General features: G+C 55.8%; 18 protein-coding genes and 2 rRNA genes. 14 read left to right on the top strand and 6 right to left on the bottom strand.

Going from position 1 to position 21263, the window contains the following annotated elements:
- The 7 genes from EDF81_RS15585 to aceK form a co-directional block, all read left to right on the top strand.
- Nucleotides 1–207 (top strand): 23S ribosomal RNA (locus tag EDF81_RS15585); the annotation flags it as partial.
- A gap of 111 nt (nt 208–318) precedes the next feature.
- A 5S ribosomal RNA gene (gene rrf, locus EDF81_RS15580) occupies nt 319–434 on the top strand.
- Between the two features lie 81 nt (nt 435–515).
- Nucleotides 516–923: a YjaA family stress response protein gene (locus tag EDF81_RS15575; RefSeq protein ID WP_123349011.1), complete on the top strand. Its 408-nt coding sequence runs from the start codon at nt 516–518 to the stop codon at nt 921–923.
- A gap of 153 nt (nt 924–1076) precedes the next feature.
- Nucleotides 1077–2006, top strand: coding sequence for a homoserine O-succinyltransferase (gene metA / locus EDF81_RS15570; RefSeq protein ID WP_123349010.1), 930 nt, complete (start codon nt 1077–1079; stop codon nt 2004–2006).
- A gap of 266 nt (nt 2007–2272) precedes the next feature.
- Complete coding sequence (aceB, locus tag EDF81_RS15565) at nt 2273–3874, top strand: malate synthase A (protein WP_123349009.1); 1602 nt, start codon at nt 2273–2275, stop codon at nt 3872–3874.
- A gap of 152 nt (nt 3875–4026) precedes the next feature.
- Nucleotides 4027–5331 (top strand): isocitrate lyase, encoded by a 1305-nt coding sequence (gene aceA / locus EDF81_RS15560; protein WP_123349076.1) that lies wholly within the window; start codon nt 4027–4029, stop codon nt 5329–5331.
- 48 nt (nt 5332–5379) lie between these two features.
- A complete protein-coding gene (gene aceK / locus EDF81_RS15555) occupies nt 5380–7122 on the top strand; it encodes a bifunctional isocitrate dehydrogenase kinase/phosphatase (RefSeq protein ID WP_123349008.1) in 1743 nt (580 codons plus the stop codon).
- Between the two features lie 2 nt (nt 7123–7124).
- Here the strand turns inward: aceK and EDF81_RS15550 are convergent, their stop codons facing one another.
- From EDF81_RS15550 to iclR, 3 genes are read right to left on the bottom strand one after another with little or no spacing between them, the layout of a single operon-like run.
- Nucleotides 7125–8057 (bottom strand): phosphatidate cytidylyltransferase, encoded by a 933-nt coding sequence (locus EDF81_RS15550; protein ID WP_123349007.1) that lies wholly within the window; start codon nt 8055–8057, stop codon nt 7125–7127.
- Nucleotides 8050–8739 carry a 1-acyl-sn-glycerol-3-phosphate acyltransferase gene (locus tag EDF81_RS15545; protein WP_123349006.1) on the bottom strand — a complete coding sequence of 230 codons (690 nt, stop codon included), beginning with the start codon at nt 8737–8739 and terminating at the stop codon, nt 8050–8052. Before EDF81_RS15545 ends, EDF81_RS15550 begins: the two co-directional genes overlap by 8 nt.
- 58 nt (nt 8740–8797) lie before the next feature.
- Entirely contained in the window at nt 8798–9622 is an 825-nt protein-coding gene (gene iclR, locus EDF81_RS15540) for a glyoxylate bypass operon transcriptional repressor IclR (RefSeq protein WP_123349005.1), read from the bottom strand.
- Nucleotides 9623–9817: 195 nt separating this feature from the next.
- Here iclR and metH point away from each other — a divergent pair, with 195 nt between their 5' ends.
- The 5 genes from metH to rluF all read left to right on the top strand — a co-directional run bounded on the left by metH (nt 9818) and on the right by rluF (nt 17033).
- Entirely contained in the window at nt 9818–13501 is a 3684-nt protein-coding gene (gene metH / locus EDF81_RS15535; protein WP_123349004.1) for a methionine synthase, read from the top strand.
- Nucleotides 13502–13613: 112 nt separating this feature from the next.
- On the top strand, nt 13614–15245 hold the full coding sequence (locus EDF81_RS15530) for a Na/Pi cotransporter family protein (protein ID WP_123349003.1): 1632 nt from the start codon (nt 13614–13616) through the stop codon (nt 15243–15245).
- Nucleotides 15246–15362: 117 nt separating this feature from the next.
- Nucleotides 15363–15719, top strand: coding sequence for a type II toxin-antitoxin system RelE/ParE family toxin (locus EDF81_RS15525; RefSeq protein ID WP_123349002.1), 357 nt, complete (start codon nt 15363–15365; stop codon nt 15717–15719).
- Complete coding sequence (locus EDF81_RS15520; protein WP_123349001.1) at nt 15716–16087, top strand: helix-turn-helix domain-containing protein; 372 nt, start codon at nt 15716–15718, stop codon at nt 16085–16087. Before EDF81_RS15525 ends, EDF81_RS15520 begins: the two co-directional genes overlap by 4 nt.
- 70 nt (nt 16088–16157) lie before the next feature.
- Nucleotides 16158–17033: a 23S rRNA pseudouridine(2604) synthase RluF gene (gene rluF, locus EDF81_RS15515; protein ID WP_123349000.1), complete on the top strand. Its 876-nt coding sequence runs from the start codon at nt 16158–16160 to the stop codon at nt 17031–17033.
- Nucleotides 17034–17045: 12 nt separating this feature from the next.
- Here the strand turns inward: rluF and EDF81_RS15510 are convergent, their stop codons facing one another.
- Nucleotides 17046–17318, bottom strand: coding sequence for a DUF3811 domain-containing protein (locus EDF81_RS15510; RefSeq protein ID WP_123348999.1), 273 nt, complete (start codon nt 17316–17318; stop codon nt 17046–17048).
- Between the two features lie 289 nt (nt 17319–17607).
- Between EDF81_RS15510 and EDF81_RS15505 the strand changes: the two genes are divergently transcribed.
- Both EDF81_RS15505 and EDF81_RS15500 read left to right on the top strand, forming a co-directional pair.
- A complete protein-coding gene (locus EDF81_RS15505) occupies nt 17608–17919 on the top strand; it encodes a type II toxin-antitoxin system HigB family toxin (RefSeq protein WP_123348998.1) in 312 nt (103 codons plus the stop codon).
- Complete coding sequence (locus EDF81_RS15500; RefSeq protein ID WP_123348997.1) at nt 17916–18341, top strand: type II toxin-antitoxin system HigA family antitoxin; 426 nt, start codon at nt 17916–17918, stop codon at nt 18339–18341. The genes EDF81_RS15505 and EDF81_RS15500 overlap by 4 nt, the downstream gene beginning before the upstream one ends.
- Before the next feature lie 37 nt (nt 18342–18378).
- On the opposite strand, the gene panS is transcribed toward EDF81_RS15500, so the two are convergent.
- Both panS and rtcR read right to left on the bottom strand, forming a co-directional pair.
- Complete coding sequence (gene panS, locus EDF81_RS15495) at nt 18379–19308, bottom strand: ketopantoate/pantoate/pantothenate transporter PanS (protein WP_123348996.1); 930 nt, start codon at nt 19306–19308, stop codon at nt 18379–18381.
- 121 nt (nt 19309–19429) lie between these two features.
- Complete coding sequence (gene rtcR / locus EDF81_RS15490) at nt 19430–21016, bottom strand: RNA repair transcriptional activator RtcR (RefSeq protein ID WP_123348995.1); 1587 nt, start codon at nt 21014–21016, stop codon at nt 19430–19432.
- Between the last annotated feature and the right edge of the window lie 247 nt (nt 21017–21263).

Genomic DNA, 21263 nt, shown 5'->3' with positions numbered 1-21263 from the left:
TCATGCCAATGGCATTGCCCGGTAGCTAAATGCGGAAAAGATAAGTGCTGAAAGCATCTAAGCACGAAACTTGCCCCGAGATGAGTTCTCCCTTGAGCCTTGAGCTCACTAAAGGAACGTTGAAGACTACGACGTTGATAGGCTGGGTGTGTAAGCGTAGCGATACGTTGAGCTAACCAGTACTAATGAACCGTGAGGCTTAACCTTACAACGCCAAAGATGTTTTGGTGTGAGAGACAGACATCGATTTCAGCTTGATTACAGATAAAGAATTTGCGGAAATGAAGCTTTTAGTTCATTTCATGCATAAAAGATTTGCCTGGCGGCACTAGCGCGGTGGTCCCACCTGACCCCATGCCGAACTCAGAAGTGAAACGCCGTAGCGCCGATGGTAGTGTGGGGTCTCCCCATGCGAGAGTAGGGAACTGCCAGGCATCAAATAAAGCAGAAGGCCATCCGAAAGGATGGCCTTTTTGCGTTTTCGGCTTTATCACGGACTGAGAAAGGAAATCGCAATGATCATTTTGTATGTTCAGATGTATAAAAACCGGATAGTTGTACGTAATACCACTACCGGGCAACAGGTTTCCGGTTCCCGAACCTTCAGCAACCAGCGGATATTGGTCGCCGAATTCTTTCAGGCAGAAAAACTGGTGTACGATCTTATCGAACAGCTTATGCCTCGTTCAATATGGACTCCGTTCTTCGGACGAAAACAGTTTGGGATCCTGGCGCACGCGCTGGAAATGAATGAGGGTGGCCTGTCACAGGTTGAGGAGCGTGCGATTCTGGAAGTTATCTTTGGCGCCTCGGGCGGCAGAGCAAAGTATCCTCAGGTTATCTCCAGTCAGTCTCCTCTGAGCGATAGTGAAGTGCTGCTCACTTTTGCCGATGGCGAAAAAACTCGCCGTAACGCTTCGTAATCTGTACCCCTTTCTGAACACGTTGTGGCTAATGGCCGCGACGTGAAACTTTCTCACCTTTCATATGCGGACTCGACATTTTGGTTATTCCTGGGTATCTTCGGCTATCTGGATGTCTAAACGTTTAAACGTATGCTGTGAGGATATAAGGTTATGCCGATTCGGGTGCAGGACGAGCTACCAGCCGTCAATTTCTTGCGTGAAGAAAACGTCTTTGTAATGACGGCTTCGCGTGCTACAGGTCAGGAAATTCGTCCGCTGAAGGTGCTTATCCTTAACCTGATGCCGAAGAAAATCGAAACGGAAAACCAGTTTCTGCGGCTACTGTCTAACTCACCGCTGCAGGTAGATATCCGACTCCTGCGTATCGATGCCCGCGAGTCGCGTAATACCCCGGCCGAGCATCTGAATAACTTCTACTGTGACTTCGACGATATCCGTGATGAAAACTTCGATGGACTGATCGTCACCGGTGCGCCGCTGGGCCTGGTGGAGTTCAACGACGTGGCCTACTGGCCGCAGATCAAACAGGTCCTGGAGTGGGCCAAAGATCACGTCACCTCGACCCTGTTTGTGTGCTGGGCTGTCCAGGCCGCATTGAATATTCTTTATGGCATACCGAAACAGACCCGCAGCGATAAACTCTCCGGTGTCTATGAGCACCATATCCTGCATCCTCATGCTCTGCTGACCCGCGGATTTGATGATGCGTTTCTGGCGCCGCACTCCCGTTATGCCGACTTCCCGGCTGAGTTGATCCGCGACTATACCGATCTTGAGATCCTGGCAGAAACTGAAGGTGGCGATGCCTATCTGTTTGCCAGCAAAGACAAGCGTATTGCCTTTGTGACCGGCCATCCTGAGTATGATGACCATACCCTGGCAGGCGAATACTTCCGCGATGTGGAAGCCGGTCTGAGTCCGGAGGTTCCGTATAACTACTTCCCAAAAAACGATCCGCAGAACAAACCGCGTGCGACCTGGCGTAGCCACGGCAATCTGCTGTTCACCAACTGGCTGAACTACTACGTCTACCAGATCACGCCGTTCGATCTGCGCCATATGAATCCGACGCTGGAGTAATCCTCTGCGCGTAAGATCCTAAAGCGTTTCAGCACACCATTAAGGCATCTTCGGGTGCCTTTTTTATTTATGAAAATATATTCACAACCAGAAAAATATTTAATTCCATTTTGATCAATGCCTTACCTTGAATTAACAATTAAAATGGAAATTGTTTTTGATTTTATAATTTTATTAATTAGTCTTAATTGTGCTGAACGAAAACCGCGCAGGATCTTTCGTTCGCGTTGGGGAGTGTATTCGGATCAACAGCGAGGAGCGGCACAATGACACAACAGGCGACAACGATCGACGAACTGGCTTTCAGCCAGCCACACGGCAAGCAAGAACAACAGATTCTGACGCCAGAGGCGGTAGAGTTTCTGAGTGAACTGGTGGCGCGCTTTACGCCCGCACGCAATCAGCTGCTGGCGGCCAGGGTTAAACAACAGCAGGACATCGATGCGGGAAAACTCCCGGATTTTATTTCGGAAACACATTCCATTCGGAACGGTGACTGGACGATTCGCGGGATCCCTGCCGACCTGCAGGACCGCCGGGTCGAAATCACCGGGCCGGTTGAGCGCAAGATGGTGATTAATGCGCTGAATGCCAACGTCAAAGTGTTTATGGCCGACTTCGAAGATTCCCTGGCACCGGACTGGCACAAAGTGATCGACGGTCAAATCAATCTGCGCGATGCGGTCAATGGCACTATCAGCTATGCCAACGAAGCCGGGAAAATCTACCAGTTGAAGCCCGATCCCGCCGTGCTGGTATGTCGGGTGCGCGGCCTGCACCTGCCGGAAAAGCACGTGACCTGGCAAGGCGAGGCCATTCCGGGCAGCCTGTTTGATTTTGCGCTCTACTTCTTCCACAACCACAAAGCCCTGCTGGCAAAAGGTAGCGGCCCCTACTTCTATCTGCCGAAAACCCAGGCCTGGCAGGAGGCGGCATGGTGGAGCGAAATCTTCAGCTACACCGAAGACCGCTTTGATTTACCGCGTGGCACCATCAAAGCCACTCTGCTGATCGAAACGCTCCCGGCGGTCTTTCAGATGGACGAAATCCTCCACGCCCTGCGAGACCATATTGTCGGCCTGAACTGCGGGCGCTGGGACTATATTTTCAGCTATATCAAAACCCTGAAAAACCATCCCGATCGCGTCCTGCCGGATCGCCAGGTGGTGACGATGGACAAACCTTTCCTCAGCGCATACTCGCGGCTGCTGATCAAAACCTGCCATAAGCGCGGCGCATTTGCGATGGGCGGTATGGCGGCCTTTATCCCGAGCAAAGATGCCGAGCGTAATAACCAGGTGCTCGGCAAGGTGAAGGCGGATAAAGAGCTGGAAGCCCGCAACGGTCATGACGGAACCTGGATTGCGCATCCGGGCCTCGCCGATACGGCAATGGCCGTTTTTAACAGCGCGCTGGGTACCAATAAAAATCAGCTTTCGGTATCGCGCGATAACGACGCACCCATTACCGCCGACCACCTACTGGCCGCCTGCGACGGCGAACGGACGGAAGAGGGGATGCGGGCGAATATCCGCGTGGCGGTGCAGTATATCGAGTCCTGGATCTCCGGTAACGGCTGCGTGCCGATATACGGCCTGATGGAAGATGCCGCTACCGCCGAGATATCCCGCACCTCCATCTGGCAGTGGATCCATCACCAGAAAACCCTCAGCAACGGCAAACCGGTTACCAAAGACCTGTTCCGTCAGATGCTGGCCGAGGAGATGCTGGTCATCCAGGAGGAGCTGGGCGAACACCGCTTCAGCAGCGGGCGTTTTGATGATGCTGCCCGCCTGATGGAGCAGATCACCACTTCAGACGAGCTGATCGATTTCCTTACCTTGCCAGGCTACCGCCTGCTGGCTTAATAACCAGGCTATTTTGTTCGCCATTTTGGCCCCGGGCAGTGCTCAAAATCCTCACGTACTGTATGTACGCTCCGATTTTTGCGCGCTGGCCGTGACCAAACTGCCTTCACCAATAACGCCTGGAGATCCAGGATGAAATGGAGCATCTGCACATGAAGACCCGTACCCAACAAATCGAACAATTACAAAAAGAATGGACACAGCCGCGCTGGGAAGGCATTCGCCGCCCTTATAGCGCCGAAGAGGTGGTAAAACTGCGCGGCTCGGTTAATCCGGAGTGTACTCTGGCCCAGCTGGGAGCGGCAAAAATGTGGCGCCTGCTGCACGGCGAGTCGAAAAAGGGCTACGTAAACAGCCTCGGTGCGCTGACCGGCGGCCAGGCACTGCAGCAGGCTAAAGCCGGCGTTGAGGCGATTTATCTCTCCGGCTGGCAGGTGGCTGCGGATGCCAACCTCGCCGCCAGCATGTACCCGGATCAATCGCTTTATCCGGCGAATTCCGTTCCGTCAGTCGTCGATCGGATCAACAACACCTTCCGCCGCGCGGATCAGATCCAGTGGGCATCCGGTATTGAGCCGGGCGATTCACGCTATACCGACTACTTCCTGCCGATTGTCGCCGATGCGGAAGCGGGCTTTGGCGGCGTGCTGAATGCCTTTGAGCTGATGAAATCGATGATCGAAGCCGGTGCCGCGGCGGTTCACTTCGAGGATCAACTGGCCTCGGTGAAGAAGTGCGGTCATATGGGCGGCAAGGTGCTGGTTCCGACTCAGGAAGCCATTCAGAAGCTGGTCGCAGCCCGTCTGGCCGCGGATGTGCTGGGCGTGCCGACGCTGTTAATTGCCCGCACCGATGCGGATGCAGCGGACCTCATCACCTCCGATTGTGACGCGTATGACGCCGAGTTTGTTACTGGAGAACGCACCAGCGAAGGTTTCTACCGCACCCACGCCGGAATTGAACAGGCCATCAGCCGTGGCCTGGCCTACGCGCCCTATGCGGATCTGGTGTGGTGTGAAACGTCTACGCCCGACCTGGCCCTGGCGAAGCGTTTTGCTGATGCGATCCATGCGAAATATCCCGGTAAGCTGCTGGCCTACAACTGCTCGCCGTCATTCAACTGGCAGAAGAATCTGGATGACAAGACTATCGCCAGCTTCCAGCAGCAGCTCTCCGAGATGGGCTACAAGTACCAGTTCATCACTCTGGCAGGTATTCACAGCATGTGGTTCAACATGTTCGATCTGGCCCGCTCATATGCTCAGGGCGAAGGGATGAAGCACTACGTGGAAAAAGTGCAGCAGCCTGAATTCGCCGCCGCCAAAGAAGGTTACACCTTCGTCTCTCACCAGCAGGAAGTGGGCACGGGCTACTTCGATAAGGTGACCACGATTATTCAGGGCGGCGTCTCTTCCGTTACCGCCCTGACCGGATCGACCGAAGAAAGTCAGTTCTGATGCTTCCCCCTCTCCCCGTCCGGGAGAGGGTTCACCTGAGGGAAAACGATGTCGCGTGGTCTGGAATTACTGATTGCTCAAACGATTCTCCAGGGCTTCGATGCGCAGTATGGTCGCTTTCTGGAGGTCACCTCCGGTGCCCAGCAGCGCTTTGAGCAGGCTGACTGGCACGCCGTCCAGCAGGCCATGAAACAGCGTATTCACCTCTACGATCACCACGTTGGTCTGGTGGTGGAACAGCTGCGCTGCATTACCGACGGTAAAACGGCGGATATCGATTTTCTGCTGCAGGTGAAAGCGCAGTATACCCAGCTGTTGCCCGACTATCCCCGCTTTGAAATTGCCGAAAGCTTTTTTAACTCCGTCTATTGTCGACTCTTCGATCATCGGGCGCTTCTACCTGCACGGCTGTTTGTCTTTAGCTCCCAGCCGGAACGCCGCTTCCGGACCATTCCCCGACCGCTGGCGAAAGATTTTTTCCCCGACCGTGGCTGGGAAATCCTGCTGACCAAAGTCCTGACCGATCTGCCCCTGCGCCTGCCCTGGCAGGATCGGGCGCGTGACGTGGGTTATATCAGCAACCATCTGAGCGAAACCTTCGGCAGTGAGATTCTGCGTCAGGCGCATCTGCAGGTTGCAAACGAACTGTTCTACCGCAATAAGGCGGCCTGGCTGGTTGGAAAACTGATTACGCCGGACGGGACGCTGCCGTTTCTGCTGCCGATTCACCGCAGCACGGAGGGCGAACTGGTGGTGGATACCTGCCTGACGACCCACGCCGAGGCGAGTATCGTTTTCGGCTTCGCCCGCTCCTACTTTATGGTCTATGCCCCGCTTCCCGCGGCGACGGTAGAGTGGCTGCGCGATATTCTGCCGGGGAAAACCACCGCCGAGCTGTATATGGCCATTGGCTGCCAGAAGCACGGCAAAACCGAAAGCTACCGCGAATATCTTCATTACCTTGCCCGCAGCGACGAGCAGTTTATCGAAGCGCCGGGGATACGCGGGATGGTGATGCTGGTCTTTACGCTGCCGGGATTTGATCGGGTCTTTAAAATCATCAAGGACCGCTTCGCCCCACAAAAAGAGATGAGCGCCGCCCACGTTCGCGCCTGCTATCAGCTGGTAAAAGAGCACGACCGCGTAGGAAGGATGGCGGATACCCAGGAGTTTGAAAACTTTGTCCTGGAAAAGCGACAAATTGCCCCGGCCCTGATGGATCTCCTGTTGCAGGAGGCTGCAGAGAAAATCACCGATCTGGGCGACCGTATTGCCATCAGCCATCTCTATATTGAGCGGCGGATGGTGCCGCTCAATATCTGGCTGGAGCAGGCCAGCGGACAGTCATTACGCGATGCGATTGAGGAGTACGGTAACGCCATTCGTCAGCTGGCCGCCGCCAATATTTTCCCCGGCGATATGCTGTTTAAAAACTTCGGCGTGACGCGTCACGGGCGGGTGGTGTTCTACGATTACGATGAAATTTGCTATATGACGGAGGTGAATTTCCGCGATATTCCGCCCCCGCGCTATCCGGAAGATGAGCTGGCCGGCGAGCCCTGGTACAGCGTGTCGCCGGGGGATGTTTTCCCCGAGGAGTTCCGGCACTGGCTGTGCGCCGATCCCCGAATCGGCCCGCTATTTGAAGAGATGCACGCTGACCTGTTCCGCGCCGACTACTGGCGATCGCTACAGGCGCGGATCCGCAATGGGCACGTCGAGGATGTGTATGCCTACCGCCGACGCCAGCGCTTCTGTCTGCGCTATGGCACCCTGCGGCAGGCGGGATAGCTTCAGGTAAACCAGTAGCGCACCACGTGGAAAAAGACCGGCGCGGCGAAGCACAGGGAGTCGATGCGATCCATCATTCCGCCGTGGCCTTCCAGCATAGCGCCGAAATCCTTCACGCCGCGATCGCGTTTAATCGCCGACATACAGAGCCCGCCGAGAAAGCCAAGCAGGGTTATCAGCAGGGAGATAAAAAACGCCTGCAGCGGATTAAACGGCGTGACCCACCACAGACCGGCTCCCACCAGGCTGGCGCTCAGTAGCCCACCGACAAAGCCCTCCACGGTTTTGTTCGGGCTGAGTTTCGGCACAATCGGGCGCTTGCCCCAGAGCTTGCCGAAGACGTACTGCAGCACGTCGGAAATCTGCACCACTATCATCATAAACAGGATGAGCTTGATGTTTTCGCCTTCATAGCCCGGAATCGACAGCATCAGCAGCGCAGGCGCGTGGCTGACACAGTACACCGCCATCATCAGGCTCCACTGAATTTTGGCGCTGCGCTCCAGGAACTGATGGGTATCACCGGCAATGGCGACACGTGCCGGGATAAACAGAAATGCGTATACCGGGATAAAGATGACAAATACCGAGTACCACTGGATCCCGACCAGCAGGTACTGCACTGGCAGAATGATAAAGAAACACCAGAACAGCGCCTCGTGATCGCCCCGGCGGGTTGGCATCAGCGTAATGCATTCGCGTAACGCAAAAAAAGACATCAAGGCAAACAGAACCACCGAGCCAATGGGACCAATCAGCATGGCGATAACGGCGATGGTACACATCACCCACCAGGCGCGGATGCGGGCGTTAAGGTTACTGATGGTGGCATTCTGTTTGCGGCAGGAGAGGATAAAGCCAATCAGGCTGGCGACGATCAGGATGCCAAACAAACCGCCCAGCAGCAGGCCCACTTCTGAATCGACATTAATCATGGGTCAGCGCCTCCAGCGCCTGTTTTGCGCGGGCCAGAAATTCTCTTTTGCCTTCATCCTCAGCGGAATTTTCAAGGGCAGCGCCGAAAGTGGCGGTACAAATAATCGGGACCACCAGCCGGGAGCCTTTTGGCAGTACCCGGTTCATATTTTCCAGCCACACCGGGACGAGTCGCACCTGAGGGACGCGCTGAATGAGATGGAATAGCCCGCTTTTGAAGGCGGCGACTTCATCGCCCGTGCCACGGGTACCCTCCGGGAAGAAAATCAGCGAATGACCCGCGGCCAGCTTCTCGACCAGCGGCAGGAGCGGGTCGCGAGACGATACGTCCGTTGAGGCTTCCGCCGGGGCACTGCGACGCTCCACCAGCACCGCGTTAAATATCCGCGTTGCCAGATAGCGACGCAGGGTCGTTTTGTTCCAGTAATCGGCGGCTGCTACCGGATGTACCCGATTGCGCAGCGTACGAGGCAGGCTGGCCCAGATGACTAAACCGTCGAGGTGACTGCTGTGGTTGGCGTAATAGATAGTGGCCTGATCCGTGTCCGGCAGGCTGTGCCAGAAAGACCTGATGCCGGTCAGCAGGCGGCAGAGTGTGACCAGCACTCCCTGGATCAGGCGCTGATCGAGAGAAAATTTGCGCGCCCTGGGCGGGTGGCACTCCTGAGCATCCTTTATCATCAGCACGTCCCGGTAAGATGAGTAAAAAGTGGACGCTCAGTATATAACCTTTTAAATGCTAACGCATTCCACCATATTTCTGCGTGACATCCTTCGCCGCCCTGATAACCAGCGCGCCCAGCTCGGTCACCCGGTCGTCGGTAATACGCGAAATGGGGCCGGAAATAGAGATAGCGGCAAAGGGTTCCCGATGCTCATCATAAATACAGGCCGCCACGCAGCGCAGGCCGAGAGCGTGTTCTTCATCGTCAAATGAGTAACCGCGCTTGCGCGTCTGGGCGAGATCCTCTTTCAGATGCACCGGCGATACCAGCGTGGCGTGGGTATAGGCGTGTAGCCCCTTACGGTGCAGCAGGCCGCTGACCTGGTCATCGTTGAGATTCGCCAGAAAGGCTTTGCCTGCGCCGGAGGCGTGCATCGGCAGCTTGCCGCCGATAGGCGCTGACATACGCATTAACTGAGTACACTGTACTTGGTCGACAATAATCGCCTGATGGTCGCCTTTATCCAGTACCGCCAGATTGACCGTTTCCCCGGACTCTTCCATCAGACTGCGCAGGACCGGATGGACAATCGCCAGTAGGTTTCGACTCTGCAAAAAGCTGCTGCCGACCACGAAGGCATGCGCGCCTACCGCCCAGTGCCCCAGCTCGCCGACCTGGCGGACAAAGCCCAGTTGCTGCATGGTGGTGAGAAGCCGATGGGTGGTGGAGTTAGGCAGGCCAGCCTGCTGGGCCAGCTCGGTCAGCGCCACGCTGCCCTGGGATTCGGCAATCCACTCCAGCAGTTTCAGCCCGCGCGTTAGCGACTGGACCTGGCCGGTTGCCTGTGCGGGAGCCGCGGCGGGTTTTCTGCCGCGTTTGGCGGGAACGGGTGCGACCATGTCAGACTCCTTTTTCTGTATCATGGAAATAGTTTTCGTTTTATTTGCCAATTTTGCAACCGCCCGACACACTGATCGGATGAGTAATAGTGAACATCTCTCATGTTACCGCACGGTGACTGTTCCACCCTGCCATATTATGCCAGTATGACCTGCTGGCCTTTTTGGCCTGGTTGAGCCTTGTCGGGAGTAAGTGTGAGCAGCAAAATTGAGCAACTGCACCAGCAGTTAAAAAAGCGCATCCTGGTACTGGACGGTGGGATGGGAACCATGATTCAGGGCTATCGTCTGAGCGAGGACGATTTCCGCGGCGAACGTTTCGCCGACTGGCCCTGCGATCTCAAAGGCAATAACGACCTGCTGGTTCTCAGCAAGCCGGATGTCATCGCTGCCATCCACTCCGCCTACTTCGAGGCGGGTGCCGACATTGTTGAAACCAACACCTTTAACTCGACGACCATCGCCATGGCGGATTACCAGATGGAATCCCTGTCGGCGGAGATCAACGTCGAAGCGGCCCGGCTGGCGCGCGCCTGCGCCGACGAATGGACGGCCCGCACGCCGGACAAACCGCGCTATGTCGCCGGGGTTCTTGGCCCGACCAACCGCACCGCATCAATCTCGCCGGACGTTAACGATCCGGCATTCCGTAATATTACTTTTGACCTGCTGGTGGAAGCCTACCGTGAATCCACCAAAGCGCTGGTTGAAGGCGGTGTTGACCTGATCATGATTGAAACGGTCTTCGATACCCTGAACGCCAAAGCCGCTATCTTCGCGGTGAAAGAAGAGTTTGAAGCGTTAGGCGTGGACCTGCCGATTATGATTTCCGGCACCATCACCGACGCCTCAGGACGCACGCTGTCCGGGCAAACCACCGAGGCATTTTATAACTCCCTGCGCCATGCCGATGCGCTTACCTTCGGCCTGAACTGTGCCCTGGGTCCGGATGAACTGCGCCAGTACGTTCAGGAGCTGTCGCGTATCGCCGAATGCTACGTGACCGCACACCCGAACGCCGGTCTGCCAAACGCCTTCGGTGAATACGATCTGGATGCCGACACCATGGCGGCGCAGATCCGCGAGTGGGCGGAAGCCGGGTTCCTTAATATCGTCGGCGGCTGCTGCGGCACCACGCCGGAACATATTGCGGCGATGAGCCGGGCGGTGGACGGATTGCCGCCGCGTCAGCTGCCTGAACTGCCGGTCGCCTGTCGGCTCGCCGGGCTGGAGCCGCTGAATATCGGCGCGGACAGCCTGTTTGTGAACGTCGGGGAGCGTACTAACGTTACCGGTTCGGCCAAATTTAAGCGCCTAATCAAAGAAGAGAAATACAGCGAAGCGCTGGATGTGGCGTTGCAGCAGGTCGAAAGCGGCGCGCAGATCATCGATATCAATATGGATGAGGGGATGCTCGACGCCGAAGCGGCGATGGTGCGTTTCCTCAACCTGATTGCCGGTGAGCCGGATATCGCCCGCGTGCCGATTATGATCGACTCCTCGAAATGGGAAGTCATCGAAAAGGGCCTGAAATGCATTCAGGGCAAAGGCATCGTGAACTCCATTTCGATGAAAGAGGGCGTTGACCTCTTTATCGAACATGCGAAAAAAGTGCGGCGCTACGGCGCGGCGATGGTGGTGATGGCCTTTGATGAAGTGGGCCAGGCCGATACCCGCGAGCGCAAGATTGAGATCTGTCGTCGGGCGTACAATATTCTGACTCAGGACGTCGGTTTCCCGCCGGAAGATATTATCTTCGACCCGAATATCTTTGCCGTCGCGACCGGGATTGAAGAGCATAACAACTACGCCCAGGACTTTATCGGCGCCTGTGAAGATATCAAACGCGAACTGCCGCACGCGATGATCTCCGGCGGCGTATCCAACGTCTCCTTCTCCTTCCGTGGGAACGATCCGGTTCGTGAAGCGATTCACGCGGTATTCCTCTACTACGCCATCCGGAACGGGATGGATATGGGGATCGTTAACGCCGGTCAGCTGGCGATCTATGACGACCTGCCGCAGGAACTGCGCGATGCGGTTGAGGATGTGGTCCTTAACCGTCGCGACGACGGCACCGAGCGGCTGCTGGAACTGGCGGAAAAATACCGCGGTAGCAAGGCTGACGACGGTGCGAATGCCCAGATGGCCGAGTGGCGTAGCTGGGACGTCAGAAAACGTCTGGAATACTCGCTGGTGAAAGGGATCACCGAATTTATCGAGCTGGATACGGAAGAGGCGCGCCAACAGGCTGACCGACCGATCCAGGTCATTGAAGGCCCGCTGATGGACGGGATGAACGTGGTTGGCGACCTGTTCGGCGAAGGGAAAATGTTCCTGCCGCAGGTGGTGAAATCCGCCCGCGTGATGAAGCAGGCGGTGGCGTATCTGCAGCCCTATATTGAAGCCAGCAAAGAGAAAGGCTCCTCCAACGGCAAGATGGTGATCGCCACCGTGAAGGGCGATGTTCACGATATCGGTAAGAATATTGTTGGCGTGGTGCTGCAGTGTAATAACTACGAAATTATCGATCTTGGCGTGATGGTCCCGGCGGAAAAAATCCTCAAAACCGCCCGCGAAGAGAATGCCGATCTGATTGGCCTGTCCGGGCTTATCACTCCGTCGCTGGACGAAATGGTCAACGTGGCCAAAGAGATGGAGCGTCAGGGCTTTACGATTCCCCTGCTGATTGGCGGCGCGACCACCTCAAAAGCCCATACGGCGGTGAAAATCGAGCAGAACTACAGCGGGCCGACGGTCTATGTGCAGAACGCCTCGCGCACCGTTGGCGTGGTGTCAGCGCTGCTTTCCGACACCCAGCACGACGAGTTTGTTGCCCGCACCCGTAAAGAGTATGAAACCGTACGTATCCAGCATGGCCGTAAAAAACCGCGCACGCCGCCGGTGACGCTGCAGGCGGCACGTGATAACGATCTGGCCTTTGACTGGGCGAGCTACACCCCGCCGGTCGCCCATCGCCTCGGCGTGCAGGAAATCACGGCCAGTATCGAGACGCTGCGGAACTATATCGACTGGACCCCGTTCTTTATGACCTGGTCGCTGGCCGGGAAGTATCCGCGCATTCTTGAAGATGAGGTTGTCGGGGAAGAGGCGAAGCGCCTGTTCCAGGATGCCAACGAGATGCTCGATAAGCTGAGCGCAGAACGGCTGCTGAACCCACGTGGCGTGGTGGGCTTATTCCCGGCTAACCGGGTGGGGGATGACGTGGAGATCTACCGCGACGAAACCCGGACACAGATACTGACGGTCAGCCATCATCTGCGCCAGCAGACGGAGAAAACCGGCTTTGCCAACTACTGTCTGGCCGATTTTGTCGCCCCGAAACTGAGCGGCAAAGCTGACTATATCGGCGCCTTTGCCGTTACCGGCGGGCTGGAAGAGGACGCGCTGGCCGAGGCGTATGACGCGCAGCACGATGACTACAATAAGATCATGGTCAAAGCCGTAGCCGACCGTCTGGCGGAAGCCTTTGCCGAGTATCTGCACGAGCGCGTGCGTAAAGTTTACTGGGGCTTCTCGCCGAATGAGAACCTGAGTAACGAAGAGCTGATCCGCGAAAACTACCAGGGCATCCGACCGGCACCGGGCTATCCGGCCTGCCCGGAGCACACGGAAAAAGGCACTATCTGGCAGCTTCTGGATGTGGAAACCCATACGGGCATGAAACTGACGGAATCCTTCGCCATGTGGCCGGGAGCCTCCGTTTCCGGCTGGTACTTCAGCCATCCTGACAGCAAGTATTTTGCCGTCGCCCAGCTCCAGCGCGATCAGGTGGAAGACTATGCCCGACGTAAAGGCATGCCGGTGGCGGAAGTTGAGCGCTGGCTGGCACCGAACCTGGGATACGATGCGGACTAAAACGCTATCTGACTAACAAACAAGGCACCGGTAAGGTGCCTTGTCTCTTTATTAAGGTTAACCTCTTATACTTAACAAAGGAAACTGATAACAAGAAAGAGGCCGTCACCCCGTGCTAACGCTTTTACACCTGCTTTCAGCCGTCGCCCTTCTGGTCTGGGGCACGCATATCGTGCGTACCGGCGTCATGCGCGTCTATGGCGCACGCCTGCGTACCGTACTTAGCCGAAGTGTGGAAAAGAAACCGCTCGCCTTCTGTGCCGGTATTGGCGTCACCGCGCTGGTACAGAGCAGCAATGCCACTACCCTGCTGGTCACGTCCTTTGTTGCTCAGGATCTGGTGGCGCTGGCTCCGGCGCTGGTGATTGTGCTTGGTGCCGATGTGGGGACCGCCCTGATGGCGCGAGTCCTGACCTTCGATCTCTCCTGGCTGTCACCGCTGCTGATTTTTATTGGCGTGATCTTCTTCCTCAGCCGCAAGCAGACCCGGGCAGGGCAGCTTGGCCGCGTCGGAATCGGCCTTGGGCTTATCCTGCTGGCGCTTGAGCTTATTGTTCAGGCCGTCACGCCGATTACCCAGGCCAACGGTGTACAGGTGATTTTTGCCTCGCTGACGGGCGATCTGATGCTGGATGCGCTGATCGGCGCCGTGTTTGCCATCATCACCTATTCCAGCCTTGCCGCGGTGCTGCTCACCGCCACCCTGACTGCGGCAGGGGCCATCTCCTTCCCGGTGGCTCTGTGCCTGGTCATCGGGGCAAACCTCGGCTCCGGCCTGCTGGCGATGCTCAACAACAGCGCCGCCAATGCCGCCGCCCGCCGCGTGGCGCTGGGGAGCCTGTTGTTTAAGCTGGTGGGCTGCCTGGCGATCCTGCCGTTTATCCATATCCTGGCCGGTCTGATGGCGAAGCTGCCGCTGAAAGCCTCCGAGCTGGTGATCTATTTCCATGTCTTTTACAACCTGATCCGCTGCCTGGTGATGGTCCCCTTTGCCGGACCAATGGCGGAGTTCTGTAAACGGCTGATCCGCGATGAACCGGAACTCGACGCACGACTAAAACCCAAACATCTCGATCCCGCGGCGCTTGATACGCCCGCGCTGGCGCTGGCTAATGCCGCACGCGAAACCCTGCGCATGGGCGACGCCATGGAGATGATGATGGTCGACCTGAAAAAGGTAATGCACGGTGAACCCCGGCAGGAAAAGGAGCTGCGCAAAACTGCCGACGACATCAACGTGCTGTATACCGCCATTAAGCTCTACCTTGCCCGGATGCCGAAAGAGGCGCTGGCGGATGAAGAGTCGCGCCGCTGGGCGGAAATCATTGAGATGTCGCTTAACCTGGAGCAGGCGTCGGATATCGCGGAACGTATGGGCAGCGAAATTGCCGATAAATCGCTCTCTGCCCGTCGGGCTTTCTCGCTGGCGGGGATCAATGAACTGGACGGCCTGCTGGATCAGCTCCTCAGTAACCTGCAGCTGGCTATGTCGGTCTTCTTCTCCAGCGATGTGCCAAGCGCCCGACGCCTGCGCCGCCGCAAGCATCGCTTCCGTATCCTCAACCGCCGCTACTCCCACGCTCACGTCGACAGGCTGCATCAGCAAAACGTGCAGAGCATTGAAACCAGCTCGCTGCACCTTGGCCTGCTTGGCGATATGAAACGACTCAACTCCCTGTTCTGCGCGGTGGCTTACAGCGTGATGGAGCAGCCGGATGAAGACGAAGAACGGGATGAATATTGAGGCACCGCAAGAATTCTGGAAAGCGCCTCGTAACGTTCACCTCTGCTGTGTGACAGCTTAGGTAAAAGGCGTACGCTATCCCTGATGTTTGTATAAAATTTTATACAGGGATGTGTTATGCTTTCGATAAGATCAGTACCAAAACCGATTATCTGGATGGGGTCGTCATACGAGGATTTGCTTGCTTTTCCTGAAGGGCCCCGCCGACAAGCTGGATACCAACTTCATCGGATTCAGGCGGGCCTTGGGGCCGAGGACTGGAAACCTATGACGGAAATCGGACCGGGCACTGTCGAAATTCGGTTGCGTGATGAGGTCGGTTCCTGGCGAGTGTTCTATCTGGCCCGACTGGACGAGGCAATTTATATCCTGCACTGTTTTAATAAAAAATCGCAGCGTACGTCTGGCAGGGACAAAGCCATCGGAAAATCACGTTACCAGGCCGTGATGCAGCATCACAGGAGTCACACATGAAGTCAAAAATGGACAATGGTATTCGCCATATCACACCTGCGGGCGCTAATATTTTTAGCGAACTGGGGTTTGATGAATCTCAGGCGCAGCAGCTTTTAGCGGGTGCAGAAAAAGAGGTTCGCCAGCTGTTAGTGCTTAAACAGCAGCTGATGCAGGAAATCTCAGGATGGATAGCCGACAACAACCTCCGACAGGCGGATGCTGCGTTAAAACTTGATATCTCACGGCCCCGGGTATCTGATGTCGTGAATCTTAAAACCAGCAAATTTACCCTGGATGCGCTGGTGACGATGCTGGTCAGGCTGGGAAAACCGGTTTCATTAACGGTAGGCCAGAGCATTTCTTTTCGCCCCGACGCACAAATCTGACGGCATAAAGCGCAAAGCCATTTTTTCTCATGCGGGAGGTAAGGTATATTCCGCGTTTACAGGAGAAATTATGCTGCCGACTCAATCAACCCGATTAAACAAATACATTAGCGAGAGCGGGATCTGCTCACGTCGTGAGGCCGATCGCTATATCGAACAGGGCAACGTCTTTATTAACGGCAAACGCGCCGGCATTGGCGATCAGGTGGTCGCCGGTGACGTGGTCAAGGTAAACGGCCAGCTGATTGAGCCGCGCAACGAAGAAGACCTGGTGTTTATCGCCCTGAATAAGCCGGTGGGGATTGTCAGCACAACCGAAGATGGCGAGAAGGACAACATTGTCGATTTCGTCAATCACAGTACCCGCATTTTCCCGATTGGGCGTCTGGATAAGGACTCGCAGGGGCTGATCTTCCTGACCAACCACGGCGATCTGGTGAATAAAATTCTGCGTGCCGGTAACGATCACGAGAAAGAGTACGTGGTGACCGTCAATAAACCCGTTACCGATGATTTTATTCGCGGCATGGGCGCGGGCGTGCCTATCCTCGGTACTGTGACCAAAAAATGCAAAGTGAAAAAAGAAGCGCCGTTTGCCTTCCGCATTACGCTGGTTCAGGGGCTGAACCGCCAGATTCGCCGCATGTGCGAACACTTTGGCTTTGAGGTAACAAAGCTGGAGCGTACCAGGATCATGAACGTCAGCCTTACCGGGCTGCCGCCGGGCGAGTGGCGAGATCTGACCGCCGATGAGCTTGTTGAGCTGTTTAAGCTGATTGAAGATTCAACGTCTGAGGCAAAACCGGCCAAAAAAGCGAAGCCTAAAGCGGCCGTCGCGGTGAAAAAACCGGCCGCCAGCGGGGCGAAGAACATGGCAAAAACCCCGGCAGAGCTTGCCGCGCGTAAGCGCTTTAACCAGCCGGGTCGTAAGAAAAAAGGGCGCTAATCGCGCTCTTTGTTATCGTCTGCCTCGGGTCGGCGTATTCGCCGACCAGGAGAAGGTTGATTCGGCATCCGGCTTATACGCTTTCTGCTTCTTCACCTGACGGGCCTTTTTCGCGGCCGCTTCCCGCTCCACCATCAGCTTGTCGATGTACTCTTTTTTCACATGGTTGGTTTCTGAGTTGGTCAGCGGACGACCGTGGGCAATTCGCGCGCGATCGAGCCGCGTTTTCAGTTCCCGCTGTTCGCTTTCCGTCATATCTTGCTGCGTCAGTCTGGTCAGAGCCATGGGATTCTCTCCTGAGGAAGTGCACCGAGTGTACGCCACCTGGGGGCGTTGTGCATTCCTCATATTGTCTGAGTGCGATTATGTAGACTGGAAAGCACCTCGCAGGTTTCTCCACAATCGCGTGACACCTGTTTTCGTCGGCGTAAGTTAATGCTGAACCGATAAGCCGTATGGGCTGCGATAGTTATTGAGAGATGACAAGCAAAATCGTTCGAATGGAATGTTTCCATGTTGTCAACGTCATGCGTCGCGGCTATAGTGTTTCCATTATGGAACCTGTGAGGGAACTATGCATGTTATATCAAGGAGGCCGTTCAACGATGCGGCAAGAGGTTTTCCTAATGATGCCCTGGCCCTGGACGCCGTTTACAAGATCCTCAAAAGCACATCTTATGAAAGTCCGGATGAGCTGAGGCATGATTTTCCCAGCCTGGACAGAATGAAGTTCAGGGACAAATGGTGGGTAATTAATGTCGGGGGAAATAATCTGCGACTGCTGTTTTTTGCCGATTTTGAGTATGGGCGGATTTTTGTGAAGCACATCGTTCCCCATGCGGTGTATGACAAACTGGTGAGGTTTTACCGGGAGACAAAAGAATGATTAATCATGCGATTAAAGCGGCTGATGAACTGGTGACGCTGATTCCCTTTTTAGGACGCAGTACCCGCAAACAAGATTATGAGCAGGCGCTGGACGTGATTGAACGTCTGATGGAGCAGGCCCCTGATAGCCCATTGATCGAATTGCTGATGGCGAAAATTGACCGTTATGAAAACAATGACCCCGAACTCGCCGCCTTTAATGCGCGTATTGAGGCGCTGCCGCGTGGCGTGGCGGCTCTTCGCGTCCTGATGGATCAGTACGGATTAAATCAGTCTTCATTTACGAATGAGATCGGCCAACGGTCGCTGGTAAGCCGCATTCTCAGCGGAGAGCGCAATCTGACCGTCGATCATATCAGAGCTTTAGCTGAACGTTTTAACGTATCGGCTGAGGTGTTTATCGAACCTCGTTCCCGATAACCGGATGGCGCAAACGCCATCCGGCAATCTAATAACGTCAGCCCTTTTTGCGTTTAGCATCAACGGGCTTACCGGACCAGTAGCCCGCCAGCAGCGAACCGGAGAGGTTATGCCAGACGGAGAACAGTGCGCCAGGTAGTGCAGCCAGAGGAGAGAAGTAGATTTTCCCAAGCGCAGCGGCAAGGCCGGAGTTCTGCATCCCCACCTCAATCGCCAGCGTGCGGCAGGTGGACTCATCGAAGCCAAACAGGCGTCCGCCCCAGTAGCCGCCCAGCAGACCAATGGTGTTATGCAGGATCACGGCGATAATCACCACCAGACCCACTGACGCGATATTGGCCGCAGAACCCGCCACAACCGCACAGATAATGGCCAGAATGCAGACCATTGAGAACGCGGGTAGCCAGGGTTCGACGGCTTTGACCATCCGTGGGAAGAGGTGGTGGATAATCAGCCCCAGGGCAATCGGGATCACTACTATTTGCAGGATGCTGAGCAGCATACCCATCACGTCCACCTGGATATGGGCGTCAACGTACAGACGCGTCAATAGCGGGGTGGCGACCACGCCAACCAGCGTTGACACGGAAGATATGGTGACCGACAGAGCAACATCCCCTTTTGCCAGATAGATCATCACGTTGGAGGCGGTGCCGCTGGCCACGCTGCCGACCAGCACCATACCGGCGGAGAGGTCAGGCGGCATTTTAAAAAGGATAGCCAACAGCCATGCCGCGAGCGGCATCACCAGATAGTGCAGGAAAATCCCTGCGGCTACCGGTGCCGGGCGCGAAAGCACGCGCTTAAAATCATCAAGTTTCAGGTGTACGCCCATGCCGAACATAATCAGCATCAGCAGCGTTGTGACCCAGGGGCCAATGGCGGTAAAGGTGGGCGGGGTATACCAGGCGAGAAGCGAGAGCAGCAGCGCCCAGAGCGGGAACAGCCGCGTCAGTGTTGCGAGCATTATGTTTTCCTTGCGATCGTTGTGTTGTGTTTTTTATAAAAAAGGCCGGGATCGAGCCCGGCCATCGGTATTGTTTATCGTGCTAAGGAATAATATTCAAACTTATTATGGTGAAGATCTTTTATGTTGCGCCGCGCACGCTCTCCCAGCTCAGGCCAAAACGGGCGAGATACTTGCGCAGACGATCGGCATCATTGGGGTTTGCTTTCTTCTGCCGTGAGACGGAAAACAGCTCACGCCCGGCCTCCGACAATGTATGGCAGCGTCGACAGACGGCCACCACCGTTTCAAGCTGGTGGCGGTCAAAAAGATCGAGCGTACTCAGATCCACCGGCAGGGTGGTTTGCTCAGGCGACGCCTGCCAGTGATACGTTAAGCGCTGCAGCTCCTCGTCGACCAGGTCGTCATTGATACGTCCCTGTTCCGCCATCGTCGCCATTCGGGCAATAGACGTACTCAGTTCCCGGAAATTACCTCTCCATGCGGCATGGGGCGAGCAGGCAAAGGCCAGATAGCGCTCGCGAGCGCCCTTATCAAAGCGAATTTGCGTCTGCTGTTCCCGGGCATAGCGTTCAAGCTCGTACTCGATATTCGGGGCGATATCTTCCCGCCGCTCTGCCAGTCCCGGCAGCGCGAAGGTCCACATATTGATGCGGGCGTACAAATCCTCCCTGAAACGGCCTTCTTCGACCCACTGCGGCATATTTCGATGCGTCCCTGCGATCAGCTGAAAATCGCTGTGGACTTCTTTATCCGAGCCAAACGGGAAAAAGGTTTTCTCTTCGATGGCCTTGAGCAGCATCGCCTGCTCGTCGAGGCCCAGCTCGGCGATCTCATCGAGAAATAACACCCCGCCATCCGCCTCGCGCAGCAGTCCTGTACGAGCCTGGAGCGCGCCGGTAAACGCGCCTTTCACGTGACCAAACAGGGTCGACATCGCGTTATCCCCACGCAGGGTGGCGCAGTTTACCGCGACCAGTTTACCCTGAACCTGATGTCGGGACTGGCGCAGCTGGAAGATGCGCTTTGCAAGGAAAGATTTGCCCGCACCGGTCGGGCCGGTCAGCAATATCGGCGCGGTAGAGCGTAGCGCCACGCGCTCTATCTGGTCGATCAGACGGTTAAAGGTCGCGTTGCGGGTATCAATCCCCGATTTAAGAAACGATACCGACTGCTGCTGTTCACGTTGAAAGCGGCTGGTCAGGGTGGCGTAGCGGCTTAAATCAAGGTCAATCACCGAGCAGCTTCCGGCGGCAATGGCCTCGTCGGCTGCATCTTTTGGTGCGGGGCCGGTTTGCAGCAGGCTGGCGGGAAGATAGCGGGCTTCGGTCAGTAGGAACCAGCAAATCTGCGCGACGTGTGTCCCGGTGGTGATATGGACCAGGTACTCCTCGTTTTCCGTATCGAACGGATAACGGCTGGCGAAATCAAGAAAGGCAGCGTACACCTCTTCGAAATCCCAGGGATCGTGAATCTCGACCGAATGCGTGCAGACGCTGGTCTGCGGCGACACCTGGTCAATATCCTCTGCAAGCTGACGGGCCAGGCCTGCATCCCGCGGCTGATGCAAAAGCTCAAGACGGTCGACGGGAAAATCGGGCTGCTGACACAGGCCGACGGTCGGCCGCCATTTTTTGAAGCGATTATGCCGTTTTCCACGCTTATCCAGCACCGTTCCCAGTACGCCAATCACTACGCGACGTTTCATTTTTATCCCTGAAGATAAATTGCGATAACTAAAGATAAAAAATAAAGCGTTGCCTGACAACGACAGATCAATGCGTTAAAAATAAAATCATTAATTATCAATTATATAAAAATTAATCCTGTTGTTTATCAATTCTGGCACGCTTCTGGCAATAACTCTCCCGTCAGCACGCTGGAATAGCAGGGGGTAACACACCCCGCCGGCGCACCAGGAACGGCAGAGGCCGTTTTCCGGGGGGCGTTCCGTC

This window comes from Enterobacter sp. BIGb0383, assembly GCF_003751845.1.
Classification (GTDB): domain Bacteria; phylum Pseudomonadota; class Gammaproteobacteria; order Enterobacterales; family Enterobacteriaceae; genus BIGb0383.
This window is presented reverse-complemented; position numbering and strand designations above follow the sequence as displayed.